This window comes from Corynebacterium sp. KPL3927, assembly GCF_040225835.1.
Taxonomy (GTDB): domain Bacteria; phylum Actinomycetota; class Actinomycetes; order Mycobacteriales; family Mycobacteriaceae; genus Corynebacterium.
The window spans coordinates 1-12,743 of the sequence record NZ_JBEHGD010000033.1; the positions used below are offsets into that span (position 1 = coordinate 1).

The window sequence follows — 12,743 nt, forward strand, 5'->3', positions numbered from 1 at the left end:
TTAACTGACGGTGACCGCCCCACTATTTCCGGGGCTCACCATCAGCAAGCGTTACACCACACTAAAGGACGCAACCCTAAGGCCAAACGGGCTTTCATCCCGGTGGAAAAAGACTTTGCCTTCTTAGAACCAGCCCCGGCTAGACCAGCAATGTGCAAGACACGGTCGATTTCAGTTTCAGGCAACCCGAGAAGGCGGGTATGCACGCGGAGGTTATCCGTGGCGGATAGGTGCCCGTAGAAGGCTGGCCCGTTAACCGAGGCGCCAACATGGTCGAGAACTTCCCGTGACCATGGTTTGCCAGCCACGCGCACCGTTCCCGAATCGGCGGGTAGCAGCCCGAGGAAAATGGAAAACAAGGTGGACTTGCCGGCGCCATTTCTCCCGAGCACAGCGTGTACCCGGCCAGGTAAGACCTGAAAACTGATATCCCGCAGCACTGCCTGGGAACCAAAAGACTTTGTGATGTGTTCGAAAGAAACCTCATAGCTCATACCAAAAGTATGAGCTGCGCAACTATCGAAATCTTCCGCCTGCGAGACGGTCTTCGCGCCGGGGTAGTCCTACCACAGTAGGAGGCTAGGCAATGCCAGCTTTGTGCGCCAGCAGCACCAAAGCCACGCGGTCGCGTGCAGCTAGCTTGGACATCAGCGCAGAGACATGCGTTTTTACCGTGGTATCTGCGATAGACATGTGGCCGGCAATCTCGCGATTTGTAGCCCCGCGCGCGATGAGCGAGAGCACCTCCATCTCGCGCCGAGTGACTAGGCTAAGCCCCTGGCGTTCGTGTGGACTGAGCTGGCTGTGCGTTAGCGCTTTGCGGTAGCCCTCTAAAACAGGGCCCGTTACCTGCGAGGCGAGGACAGACTCGCCCTTGGCAACGTCGCGTACGGCGTGTACCAGAACCTCTGGGTCGGCGTCTTTTAGCAAGAATCCATGCGCACCGGCGGCAATAGATTGAGATACCAGATCTTCTTCATTGAACGTGGTGAGCATGATGATCCGGCAGTCAGGGGTGCGGGAGAGAATGGCTTGAGCCGCGGCGATTCCATCCATGCCAGGCATTCGTATATCCAAAATGGCCACATCAATGCGGTGGCGAAGTGCCAAGGAGACGGCGTCGCCTCCGGAGGCTGCGGTAGCCACCACCTCAATATCTTCCTGCGCGTTCAAGATGGTCGATAAGGCAGCGACGAGCATCGCTTGATCGTCTGCAAGCATGACGCGAATCTTAGGCATGATTGTCCTTGTGTAATGGGAGTTCCGCAGCCAGTGTAAATCTCTGGGCATCGCCACTGCTGGTTAAGTATCCGCCTAACGCTTGGGCGCGTTCCTTTACTCCCACCAAACCCACGCCGCTGCCGGATACCTCACTGGGAGTCGGGGACGTAGCGGTGGAGATGAGGGTGACCCGTGCGGCATCGGAAAGCGTGAGTTTTAGCTGCACGTGCGTGCCGGGGCCTTGGTGGCGCAGGGCATTGGTCAGCGCTTCAGAAATGATGCGTACCAGGGCTAGCTGAGTCAGCGCGGAAACCTCGTAAGAGGCAGGCAATTCCGCGTCAACCTCCAGTCCAGCGGTGCGAAAACCGTCGATGATGCCCTGTACGTGCTCGAGCTGCTGCGCGGGTTCCAAAGCCGAAGGCCCCGTACTGCGTAGCGCCGTGACGATGCCGCGCACTTCCTCCAGTGCGGAATCCGCACCATCGCGAATGCTCTGCAAGGTGTCCTCTGCGGCGGTCGAATCCGTGCGCGCGGCGATAATCCCGGCATTGGCCTGAACCTTGATTAAGGTGAGGGAGTGGGCCAAGACATCGTGCAATTCCCGGGCGATGAGTAAGCGCTCTTCCTCCTGCGCTTGGTGGAACCGTTCTTGGGCTAAGCGCTCGCGTTGCCTATCCAGATCAAAATAGCGTGCGGCGATGAAATAGGCGCTGCCAAGCACCGCCCAATGCACCACCAGCAAGGTGATGTAGCGGCGATCGAGCTGGAAAGATAAGAGAAAGGACTCGGGGTCAATACGCCACATCGCAGGCGATATAAAGGAGCCCAAGAACGCGGCGATAAGCACCGCGCGGGGAATTGAGCGGCGTTCCACGTAGCGGGAGGTGGTGTAGACGGCCATCGGCGCGGTCAATGCCCATGGGGTAACCCCGAGGTTGGCTGGTAGCTGGCTTATCCACGCCACGGCCCACGCACCAAGGAGGACGATAAAGCCAGCTGCGCTGAGCACCGGTTTGGTACGCCAGACCCAGATGAAGGGCAAAAATAAAAGCGAAAGCGCTGCTTGGATGAGCTCGATCGCTCCTGGAGCCGCCCAAGCCCCGATGAGATAAAACAGCGCAATGAGCGCTGCCACCGCGGTGAGGATTTTATCCCCCAAGCGTGCTTTGGCGACGGTGTCAGTGCTCATAGCAGGACATAGTAGTACGCCTTCGGGGGACTACTTCTTTTTATCCTTCTTCTTGCCTTTCTTCTTATCCTTCTTTGTAGACGAGGCCTCCAGCTTGGCGGCTACATCCGGCACGTAGCGGAACTCTTCGCGGTCTGGGCGCTCGTAGGTCTTGCCATCGGAATCGGGACGGTGTGGGATTTCTGGCAGATCGCGCTCGATCTTCTCGTAGGGGATGGTATTGAGCAGGTGCGAAATGACGTTGATGCGCGAGCGCTTTTTGTCCTCAGACTCCACGGTGTACCACGGTGCGGTCGGGGTATCGGTGTGGATGAACATGGCATCCTTGGCGCGGGAATAGTCCTCCCAGCGGGTAATGGATTGGAGATCCATGGGCGAGAGCTTCCAGCGGCGCAGCGGATCATTGCGGCGGGATTCAAAGCGCTTAATCTGCTCTTCATCAGAGACAGAGAACCAGTACTTGCGCAGGATGATGCCGTCTTCCACAAGCATCTGCTCAAAGGTGGGAGCCTGGTGCAAGAAACGGACGTATTCTTGGTCGGTGCAAAAGCCCATGACGCGCTCAACGCCGGCGCGGTTGTACCAGGAGCGGTCAAAGATGACGATCTCGCCTTTGGTCGGCAGCTTTTCCACGTAGCGCTGGAAATACCACTGGCCCTGCTCGCGCGAGTTCGGGGCCGGAAGGGCCTCGATGCGGCAGGTGCGGGGGTTGAGGTACTGCGTGATGCGCTTAATGGCAGAACCCTTGTCGGCGGCGTCGCGGCCTTCCATGATGATGACCACGCGGGCACCGGTCTCAACGACCCACTGCTGCATATCGACGAGCTCTGCTTGCAACCGCTCGAGCTCTTTTTCGTAGGCCTTCTTATTCAGCTTTTTGGGGGATTTGCTGCTTTTGGTGCTCATTCTTCCAGCTTAACGGCTTGGTAGCCCTATCTAGAAAACCGGTGTGCCCTCGTTGGAGTGAGAACCCAACCACAGTTTGTGCGGAGCGATTGCAGCAGGCTTACAGGCCGGGCTCGCCGTAGCGAGTGGTATTAGAAATATGGCCGAGCCCTTCGACGTCGATGGCGACAGTATCGCCGTCTTGGAGGAATTGCTGCGGGTCGCGGGCAAAACCAACGCCTTCGGGCGTACCGGTCACGATGACATCACCGGGGTTGAGAGGATAGAGCTGCGAGCAAAATTCGATGAGCTCAGCGATGGAAAAGATGAGGTCATCGGTATTGTCTTGCTGGCGGACCTCGCCATTAACCGTGGTGGTCAGCCGCGCGTTATTGCCGGGCGCCCATTCATCAGGGGTGGTCAGCCAAGGCCCAAAGCCTGCGGTGCGATAAAAAGACTTGCCCGCGTGGAATTGGCTGGTCTGACGCTGGAAATCGCGCAGGGTGTAGTCATTCATGATGGAATACCCCGCCACGTAATCCAATGCGTCCGCGCGGGTTACGCGGTGCGCGCGCTCGCCGATGACCACCGCAAGCTCACCCTCATAGTCCAGCTTCTGGGTTGCGTACTCGGGGATATAGACGTCATCGAAGGGGCCGGTAAGCGCATCGGCGAACTTGATAAACAGCGTGGGGTGCTCGGGAAATTCACGGCCCATTTCCCGGATATGCTTGGCGTAATTAAGGCCTACGCAGATGATCTTCCCCGGCGTTGGGACGATTGCTTCTAAATCATGCTGGTCATAGACTATTGGCTCGCCGGATAGCTGTGCGGCCTTGCGCCAATCTTCGCTGCGCAGCAGCGCGCCTACGTCTTCGTAGTCCAGCTCCACTCCCACATTATCGCCTTCAATGCGGATTGCGGAGTTGCCGAACGCGGTGCGAAGAGTAGCCAGTTTCATGCCAGCTAGTCTAGCGCACTCCTTATTTCTGCTAGCGCGTCAGCGCAGAGGATGGGGATTTCTACCTTTTCTTGTTTGGACCACGGCTTGAGCACAAACGATGCCGGATCCATCCGGCCTGGCGGCCTTCCGATGCCGATGGAAAGGCGCTGATAGTCCTTAGTACCGAGCGACTTTGTGGTAGAGCGCAGACCATTATGCCCGTGATCGCCACCGCCTTGGCGTAATTTCACGGTCCCAAAGTCGAGCTCTAATTCATCGTGCACCACCACAATATCCGTGGGTGTTAGATGGAAGTACTGGGCGAGTGCCTTGATCGGGCCGCCAGACAGGTTCATAAAAGATCGCGGTTTAGCGCAGATTACCTTTCGTCCGGATAGCATTCCTTCCGCGACCTCGGTATTAGTTTTCTTATGCACCGAAAAGCTGCTCATTAATTCACCGGCGAGTTCATCGGCAACATCGAAGCCGATATTGTGCCGCGTGCCGGAATACTTCGGGCCAGGATTGCCAAGGCCTACTACGAGTAGTGGAGTCACTGCATTATTGTCGCATAGATTGAAATTCTATTGGAAATACAATTCCATGCTCCATAGAATATGCCGCCGTGTATCACTGCGGCTCGGGTGCTAAAAATACCTCTTACAGCAGTGGACTTGGGGAAGTATCGTAGTGATTAAGGAGGTGCGCCCCATGCCCGAAAAACTACCTGAAGTTGATCGCGAAACCAAGAATGTTCCTAGTAGCAAAGTTGCTGCTGCGCGGCTCATTATCAAGCGCGCTAAGGAAGGCAAGGGCAAGATCGAAATCACGCCTACAATTCGTGAACTTGCCGGACAAGATTTATAAAACCACGATATCGCCGTGAGCATTGCTGCTCACGGCGATATGCGTTTGGGGGAGTGGGAAATTACTCCTCGGAGTCGTCAGACTCGGAGGACCCGCCTTCGCCCTCTTCGTCGACGGAGTCGGCACCAGCGTCGGCGCCGCCTTCCTCAGCAGCCTCAGCGGCCTCTTCGAGCTCCTCGTCAACCTCAGGCAAGGAGATGGAGAGGATAACGGTCTCTGGGTCTGCTACCAGGGTGGTGCCTTCCGGCATAGTGACGTCGGCAGCGGTGATGACCTCGCCGTCCTCGAGGCCCTCGATGGACAGCTCGATCTCTTCCGGAATGCTCAGTACGTCAGCCTCAACCATGAGGACGTCTGCATCCTGGATGTGCATGGTGCCCGGTGCGGACTCGCCGGTTAGGGTAATCGGAACCTCAACCTCGACCTTCTCACCGCGCTTAATCAGCAGCAGGTCAACGTGGTCGATGTCCATGGTGAGCACGTTCTGGTCAACGTTCTTGACCATGGTCAGGTACTGCTCGCCCTCGATCTCGAGCTCCAGAACGGCGTTGACACCGTTGTTCCGAACGAGGGACTGGATGTCCAGCAGCGGCACTGCGAAGTGTACGGGCTCCTGGTCGCTACCGTAGATTACGCCGGGAACCTTCCAGTCGCGGCGCAGGCGGCGGGCGTAGCCCTTACCAAAGACGGTACGTGGTTCTGCTTTAATGATTGGGCGCTCTGCCATGATGCAATCTCCTTTGTCGGTGTAGTGCGGCGAGGCTATCGAAGTTATAAAAACGACGAAAGCCTGCCGATGAACGTCTTGGACGAGTCATCGCAGGCGTCAATAAAAGCAACATGCTCTAACTTCAATCGCGTCGATAACGGCTTCCCAATTTTTGAGTCGCCCTCGCCGAGACTGGGTTAGATTAGCATCTCTCAGCCGACGAAACCAAAACCCACCCCGTTAATCTTTCTTCGCCACCTTCCTTCTCGTTGCACCCTTCGCGCTCACCGGCAGCGCTAATGTCTGTAGCTCAGGCTACGCGGTGAGCGCGAAAGGAGGGCGGGAGAACGGCAGGCGGTAGTGCTTGCGGTGTACCTGCGACGCCCTTGGCGCTCACGGGGATGGAAAACACCGGCACCCCGCCGTTCACGGTGAGCGCGAAGGGCGGGGTGTGAGGCGTAGTGCGACCGGCGAAACGCTTAGGCCCGATCGAAAAGGGTAGTCACGGAACCGTTTTCGAAGATCTCGTGGATGGTCCGAGCCAGCAGTGGGGTGATGGACAGGACCTTGAGGTTGGACCAGCCTTCGGTGGACTGCGGCAGGGTATCGGTGGTGATGACTTCCTCGGCACCGCACTCGGACAGGCGCTCGCGGGCGGGGTCAGAAAAGACGCCGTGGGTGCAGGCAATGATGACCTTCTTTGCGCCCGCTTCCTTGAGCACGCGCACGGCGCCGGCGATGGTGCCACCGGTGTCAATCATGTCATCGAGAAGCACGCAGTCCTTGCCCTCAACTTCACCCACCACGCGGTTGGAGACCGTCTTATTGGCCTCGGTATTAGAGCGGGTCTTGTGCACGAAGGCCAGCGGGGCATCGCCCAGGTCGTGGGCCCACTTTTCGGCGACCTTCACGCGGCCGGCATCGGGGGAGACGACGGCGATGTTATCGGTGGCGTACTTGGACTTGATGTAGTCCGTCAAGATGGGCTGGGCGTGCATGTGGTCCACCGGACCGTCGAAGAAACCCTGAATCTGGTCCGTGTGCAGGTCCACCGAGACGATGCGGTCCGCGCCGGCTGCCTGCAGGAGATCTGCGACCAGGCGGGCGGAGATGGGCTCGCGGCCCAAGTGTTTTTTATCCTGACGCGCGTATGGGTAGAACGGCAAAATCGCGGTGATGCGCTTGGCGGAACCACGCTTCAGTGCATCGATCATGATGAGCTGTTCCATCAACCACTTATTGAGCGGCTGGGAGTGCGATTGCATGACGAAGCAGTCAGCGCCGCGCACGGACTCTTCGAAGCGGATAAAAATCTCGCCATTGGCGAAGTCCCGGGCGGTGGTAGGAACCAGATCGGTCTTGAGTTCCTTTGCCACTGCCTCAGCCAATTCTGGGTGTGCGCGCCCAGAAAAGAGCTTCATGTTCTTGCTACTACCAGTTACCTTGCCAGTCATAGGAGAATATGCCCCTTTACTTCTCGTTGTCCTGTGCACGGGCTGCGGCTTCTGCCGCTGGGGTGCCCGGACGCTTCTTTTCAACCCAGCCTTCGATATTGCGCTGTTTGCCACCGGAGACTACGAGTGCTCCCGCGGGAACATCGTCTTTAATTACTGTACCCGCACCGGAGTACGCGCCATCACCGACATTGACCGGAGCGATAAACATCGTATCCGAACCGGTGCGCACGTGGTTGCCAATGGTGGTGTGGTGCTTGTCCACACCGTCGTAATTGACGAAGACCGAGGACGCACCGATATTGGATTCCTCGCCCACGGTGGCATCACCAATATAGGTAAGGTGCGGCACCTTGGTACCGCGGCCGAGCTCGGCATTTTTCGCTTCCACGAAGCCGCCGAGCTTGCCATCTTCGCCCACGATGGTATTCGGGCGAATAAAGGTAAACGGCCCGGTCTTGGCGTTGACGCCGATGACGGAATCGCTACCGTGCGTGCGGACTACGGACGCGCCGGTACCGATCTGCATATTCGTCAACGTGGAATCCGGGCCGACCTCGGCATTATCGGCAATGCTCGTCGCCCCCCACAGCTGGGTGCCGGGGTGGATGGTGACATCGGTGCCGATGGTGACATTGACACCAATCCAAGTGGTTTCCGGATCGATGATGGTGGCGCCGCCGCGCATGGCCTTTTCCACCATGCGGCGGTTGAGCTCGCGGCCGGCGGCAGCTAGCTGCACCCGGTCATTGACGCCGGCGAGTTCCTGCGGATCGGCGGCCACGTGCGCACCCACGCCGTGTCCGGCGGTGCGGGCGATTTCGAGGACATCGGTAATGTAGAGCTCGCCCTGCGCATTATTGGTATCAAGCTTGGTTAGGGCATCGCGCAATGCTGCCGCATCGAAAGCGAAAACGCCGGAGTTGACCTCATTAACCAGGCGTTGTTCTTCGTTGGAATCCTTGTGCTCCACGATGGCGGACACAGACCCGTCCGTGTCGCGAATGATGCGGCCATAACCGGTGGGATCTGCAAGGCGCATGGATAATACCGTGACCGCATTGCCTTGAGCGGTGTGGGTATCGCGCAACCCCTCGATGGTTTCTGGGGTCAAAAGCGGCACGTCACCGTTGGTGACAATGATGGTGCCTTCGAAATCAGAAATCGGAGAAATCCCGCAGGACACGGCGTGGCCGGTACCGCGCTGTTCTTCCTGCACGGCCTGCACGACCTCGCGGTCCAGCTCATTTGAAATCTTTTCTACGACGGGCGAGACCTGATCGCGCTGGTGGCCCACGACGGTTACGAGGTGGTCCGGGTTAATACCCGCCGCGGCGTGCAGTGCGTGTCCAAGCAGCGTGCGACCGCCGATTTCGTGCAAAGTCTTTTGCTTTGTGGATTTCATGCGCGTGCCGGCGCCCGCAGCGAGGACGACGACGGCACTTGGGGTAGTTGCTTCCATGGTCAACAAAACTCCTGGGGGTTGAGTTTGATTAGTTCTTCGGGCTTTATTTTATAGTCCATATTTAAACTATGTGCGAGAAACCTCCTTAAGGCTGCCCGCGCGCCACACTCCAACAAAGCCGACGAGCGCCAAGAAAATCAACGCTGCCTCTGGCCCCGCGAGAGCGATAACGGAAGAAATACCACCCATGATGAGCAAAATAATGCCCATCATGGTGTTAGCCGCACCCACGTATTGCGTCCTTTTATCCCCACCGGCCATATCCACCACGTAGGTCTTTCGCGCCACGCGAACTGCCGTATGCGCGAGATTGACGGCAAAGAAGCCGAGCGGCATGACCCAAGCATTCACAGCGTCTGGGGCCCAGTGAGAACTAGCCACGATGAGCAGGATCATAACGGAGGAGGCGGCAGCACCAGCCGCCATGGTGTTTTTGGAGGATTTATCCGAAAATACGCCAGAAATTCGCCCACCGATAAGCGAGGCTAAACCAGAGGCAAGCACGAAGCCGAAGACACCAGAAAGGTCATCGTGCAGCAGCACGATAAATGCGGTAGAAAGCGCCGAGACCAGCAGCAGAGCGCGAACGATGACGAAGTTGCGGAATTGGGCATCGCCAGTGAAAAGCTTCCACGTATCTGACCACCAGCTCTTATCGATGCCCTCTTGCTTACCCTCCGGCACCGGCTCTTCCACGTGCGAAAATACCCACGTCGCAATGGCCCAGGTAGAAGCGCCGACCAATAAAACGATGCCCATAGTAGAGATCGTGAGATCCCCCAAGAGGAATAAGATGACGCCGGCAAGCAGGGTGGCCCCGCCGCCCAAGGCCGCTGCGGATCCGGTCACTCGGCCGCGCTGGCCCTTGGAAATCGTGCGCGCCTGCACGTCTTTGCCGGCGATGGAACACAACGCGCGGAACAGGGAAAGCGCCGCCAGGGCGAGAAGCACGACCACTCCCAGCCATGCGCCGCGGATAAAGAATGCGGCAAGGGCAATCACGGCGGCGGAGATGGCTTGGCCGGTCGAGCCGATCATCCACAAGCGCTTGCGGGCGCGGTGCGTGGTCACCCAGGGGGTAAGGGCGGCCTGCGGCAGCATGGAGCCAGATTCCCGGATAGGGGTAAGCAGGCCGGTAAAGAAGGCGGGGACGCCTGCCGCATTAAAAAGGGCTGGCAGCACTGTTTTGGAGGCAACGATCTGGTCGCCTAAATTTTGCAGGCCATTGGACCAGATGAAGTACCTAGCATTTGCGTTAGACATGAAAGAACTTTCGAGATAACCGAGACAAAGCGGGATAACACTGTAATCCGGTCAGAAGAGACCGTCTATCAACTTTACTCGCTTCCTACCCCTAGAAAGGGCGAAACCGCTGCGATCGGCTATGTTCAGTAGTTGTTATGCACGACGTGGATCCCCTCATCAACACGATGTACCAGGCCTTCGATCTGATCGGAGTGGCCTTGAATGGCATCATCGGTGGCACGATTGCCCGCCGCCGCGAATTCGACATCGTCGGGTTTATTTTCCTCGCCTTATTTTCCGGCCTGGCTGGCGGCATGATCCGCGACATGCTTATCGATGATGGCCCTGCCGCCGCTATTTCAGATCCTTGGTACTTGGGCCTTGCCTGTGCCGGGGCGCTGACCGCCTTCCTCATGGAGCTGAAGGGAAAGGCGTGGGAGATTTTCCGCGAGCACGGCGATGCCATCATTTTGGGTATGTGGTCTACCACCGGTTGCGTAAAAGCATTAGCGGCGGGTATGCCCATGATCCCGTGCGTGTTTTTAGGTGTCTTAACTGCCGTCGGCGGGGGAATGGTCCGCGATGTCGCCTCCGGTCAGATCCCGTCCATTTTCGGCGGCAGCCCCCTTTATGCAGTGCCTTCTATCGTCACAGGCATTGTCATGGTGACCTTCGCATCCTATGACCAATTCGCCATGGGGATGGTGGTTTCCCCAATCATCGGCAGTGGCATGGCCATCATTTCCTACTGGCGGGGATGGGTCCTGCCCCGCGCCGGAGTCGCGCCAGTGAACTACACCGCGGCACAGGTGGCTGCGATTGCCAAGAAGGCGGAGCTAAAAGGCTTTCGCCGCGGCCGGCGCAAACGCTAGCGGCTTAGACGGCGCATAGGGCCGTACCGTAGCCAGCTTTAAGGCAGGTTCGTGACAATGGCGATGATGACAAGGATAATAAGGACAAGAACGCTCCACCTAAGGAACGGATCCTTGGTTAAAGGCAACGGCTTCTGGGAATCGTCATCACCAGGTTCCGGGGTAGACGTGGAGTGTGGATCGGTCATGGCAGGAATCCTTTCGAGTGCAACATTGCCGCAATGCTAATGAGGGCGACTATAAGCGTCGCCCTCAAGCAAGAGCAAGGTCCCTCGGCGGAGCTGCGCTAGTACCTCGTGTGGTACGACTACAAATTATCCACTGCGTACTGTGCTTCTTCTGCGGTGAATTTTTCACCGTATTCGCTGACGAGTTGGTCATAGATAGCATTGGGTGACATGCTCATCGTTTCTTCGTAATCGCGGGCCGTTTGAAGAGCATTATCGTGGTAGTCCGCTTCCAAATTATCAATGGCGTACTGGGCGGCCTCCGGGCTGAATTGTTCGCCGTACTCGCTGCTGAGCTGGTCGTACAATCCCTGCTTGGACATGTGCATGGTATCTGAGTACACCTTGGCACTCTTCAAAGCATTCTTGAATTCGCGCGGGACATCTTGGTCTTCGCTTCGTTCTTCTGGCTGATTGTCGTTCTCATCGCGAGCATCGTCGTCCGCGTTTATTTCTTGGGTTTCTTCCTCCGGGGCGGCCTCTACAGTGCCTTGCTGGGTGGTCTGGTCTGAGGAGCTTTCGCTGGTTTCATCGTCGCTACCGCCCATATTGGCGATGATGGCGATAATGATGAGGACACCGATGATGATTGCGCCCCACTTGAGGCAGCCGCCCTTTTTCTTTTGGGGCTGCTCAGGAGCCGGCTGCCCAGCTGCTGGTTGACCAGCCGGTTGAGAATTATCGGAATAGGGGGATGGAGAGGACATGGTGTGGGTTCCTTTCAAAGTGAGTGAGAGAGGGAAAGAGGAAAGTTTTCCGACATTGGCTGCAAAAGCGCAGCAGTGGTCGAGAGCGATTAGCGCAGCGGATCCTTGGTAACGCGGACGGTACTGTCTTGAATATCGCCCAAATCAACGACAATGTTGCAGGAATAGAACTCTCGGATTGGAGTGCCAAATCCATTGGGAAAATCAACGTGGCCGAAGGCGTGGTATGTACGTGGCGATTCAGTTATTGAATCTGCCGACTGGATATCAATATCTTCTGGAAAACTGACTCCACCGGGGTACTTGGCACGGCTGGTTACATCCTCGCGGCATTTGTCTAAAGCGGCCTCAGTGTCTTGGGCTTCGCTTATTTTCAGCATGGAAAAAATAAAGGCCACAAACACCACGAGGGCGGCCCCAATAAACAATAGCCAGAACCACCACCGCTTTAAAAGCCGCTTTTCCACGTTTGCTGATGGAAGTGGCGCAGGAGTTTCAAGGGAGGGAGACGGGTAAGGAGAGTTGTCCAACGCTTTGGTCTTTCGCAAGAGAGATAATGAGTGATTGTTGCCGAAGCACAACCCCAGCATCTGGCTGTGGTGTGAAGTAGCAATGGTTTAACTAAATCAACCGGTCTGGACATAAGTATGCAGGTGAGCAAGGAAAACCGCCTATGTGTACGAAAATTGTAGATTGCCTTGACTTTCCTTGGCTTAAAGTAGGGTAAGTAGATTCCGATTATTGATGATTCAGCATTGGGGTGAAGAAAGATTTCTATGAGAGTGGACGTAGTAATTATTGGTGGCGGATTCGCGGGCACTTCTGCGGCCATTACCTTGGCTCGCGCAAGAGCGTGTCAAGTTGTTTGTGTGTGGGGTCGGATTATAGGTACTTGTCGAAGCGGTCGGGAAAGGCCACGGCCATTTGGTTGATGGCTTGTTTCCAGCCGGAAACTCGGG

Annotated in this window: 14 protein-coding genes and 2 pseudogenes; 3 read left to right on the top strand and 13 right to left on the bottom strand. The window is 57.0% G+C overall.

The window, feature by feature from the left end; genetic code table 11:
- Positions 1–77: 77 nt before the first annotated feature.
- From ABRP86_RS11055 to pth, 6 genes and pseudogenes are all read right to left on the bottom strand, one after another.
- Positions 78–494, bottom strand: a pseudogene (locus ABRP86_RS11055) (ATP-binding cassette domain-containing protein); the annotation flags it as partial.
- Between the two features lie 85 nt (positions 495–579).
- Positions 580–1,239 carry a response regulator transcription factor gene (locus tag ABRP86_RS11060; protein WP_349864342.1) on the bottom strand — a complete coding sequence of 220 codons (660 nt, stop codon included), beginning with the start codon at positions 1,237–1,239 and terminating at the stop codon, positions 580–582.
- Positions 1,232–2,410 (bottom strand): sensor histidine kinase, encoded by a 1,179-nt coding sequence (locus tag ABRP86_RS11065; protein ID WP_349864343.1) that lies wholly within the window; start codon positions 2,408–2,410, stop codon positions 1,232–1,234. The genes ABRP86_RS11060 and ABRP86_RS11065 overlap by 8 nt, the downstream gene beginning before the upstream one ends.
- A 30-nt stretch (positions 2,411–2,440) precedes the next feature.
- On the bottom strand, positions 2,441–3,316 hold the full coding sequence (gene ppk2 / locus ABRP86_RS11070; protein ID WP_349864345.1) for a polyphosphate kinase 2: 876 nt from the start codon (positions 3,314–3,316) through the stop codon (positions 2,441–2,443).
- Positions 3,317–3,416: 100 nt separating this feature from the next.
- Positions 3,417–4,256, bottom strand: coding sequence for a fumarylacetoacetate hydrolase family protein (locus ABRP86_RS11075; protein ID WP_349864347.1), 840 nt, complete (start codon positions 4,254–4,256; stop codon positions 3,417–3,419).
- 5 nt (positions 4,257–4,261) lie between these two features.
- A complete protein-coding gene (pth, locus tag ABRP86_RS11080; RefSeq protein ID WP_349864348.1) occupies positions 4,262–4,795 on the bottom strand; it encodes an aminoacyl-tRNA hydrolase in 534 nt (177 codons plus the stop codon).
- 154 nt (positions 4,796–4,949) lie between these two features.
- Here pth and ABRP86_RS11085 point away from each other — a divergent pair, with 154 nt between their 5' ends.
- Positions 4,950–5,105, top strand: a complete 156-nt coding sequence (locus tag ABRP86_RS11085; RefSeq protein ID WP_349864350.1) for an RNA helicase — start codon at positions 4,950–4,952, stop codon at positions 5,103–5,105.
- Between the two features lie 61 nt (positions 5,106–5,166).
- Here ABRP86_RS11085 and ABRP86_RS11090 read toward each other — a convergent pair whose 3' ends face one another.
- The 4 genes from ABRP86_RS11090 to ABRP86_RS11105 all read right to left on the bottom strand — a co-directional run bounded on the left by ABRP86_RS11090 (position 5,167) and on the right by ABRP86_RS11105 (position 9,996).
- A complete protein-coding gene (locus ABRP86_RS11090; RefSeq protein ID WP_349864352.1) occupies positions 5,167–5,832 on the bottom strand; it encodes a 50S ribosomal protein L25/general stress protein Ctc in 666 nt (221 codons plus the stop codon).
- 461 nt (positions 5,833–6,293) lie between these two features.
- Entirely contained in the window at positions 6,294–7,268 is a 975-nt protein-coding gene (locus ABRP86_RS11095) for a ribose-phosphate diphosphokinase (RefSeq protein ID WP_349864353.1), read from the bottom strand.
- Positions 7,269–7,284: 16 nt separating this feature from the next.
- Positions 7,285–8,730, bottom strand: coding sequence for a bifunctional UDP-N-acetylglucosamine diphosphorylase/glucosamine-1-phosphate N-acetyltransferase GlmU (glmU, locus tag ABRP86_RS11100; RefSeq protein WP_349864355.1), 1,446 nt, complete (start codon positions 8,728–8,730; stop codon positions 7,285–7,287).
- 69 nt (positions 8,731–8,799) lie between these two features.
- On the bottom strand, positions 8,800–9,996 hold the full coding sequence (locus tag ABRP86_RS11105) for an MFS transporter (protein WP_349864357.1): 1,197 nt from the start codon (positions 9,994–9,996) through the stop codon (positions 8,800–8,802).
- A gap of 137 nt (positions 9,997–10,133) precedes the next feature.
- On the opposite strand from ABRP86_RS11105, the gene ABRP86_RS11110 reads away from it, so the two are divergent.
- Entirely contained in the window at positions 10,134–10,850 is a 717-nt protein-coding gene (locus ABRP86_RS11110) for a trimeric intracellular cation channel family protein (RefSeq protein WP_349864359.1), read from the top strand.
- 38 nt (positions 10,851–10,888) lie between these two features.
- On the opposite strand, the gene ABRP86_RS11115 is transcribed toward ABRP86_RS11110, so the two are convergent.
- The 3 genes from ABRP86_RS11115 to ABRP86_RS11125 all read right to left on the bottom strand — a co-directional run bounded on the left by ABRP86_RS11115 (position 10,889) and on the right by ABRP86_RS11125 (position 12,374).
- Entirely contained in the window at positions 10,889–11,038 is a 150-nt protein-coding gene (locus ABRP86_RS11115) for a hypothetical protein (RefSeq protein ID WP_239269136.1), read from the bottom strand.
- Between the two features lie 119 nt (positions 11,039–11,157).
- Positions 11,158–11,784 carry an Ltp family lipoprotein gene (locus ABRP86_RS11120; protein WP_349864361.1) on the bottom strand — a complete coding sequence of 209 codons (627 nt, stop codon included), beginning with the start codon at positions 11,782–11,784 and terminating at the stop codon, positions 11,158–11,160.
- Positions 11,785–11,873: 89 nt separating this feature from the next.
- Complete coding sequence (locus ABRP86_RS11125; protein ID WP_349864362.1) at positions 11,874–12,374, bottom strand: hypothetical protein; 501 nt, start codon at positions 12,372–12,374, stop codon at positions 11,874–11,876.
- Positions 12,375–12,560: 186 nt separating this feature from the next.
- Here ABRP86_RS11125 and ABRP86_RS11740 point away from each other — a divergent pair.
- A pseudogene (locus ABRP86_RS11740) lies at positions 12,561–12,644 on the top strand (FAD-dependent oxidoreductase); the annotation flags it as partial.
- Positions 12,645–12,743 lie beyond the last annotated feature (99 nt).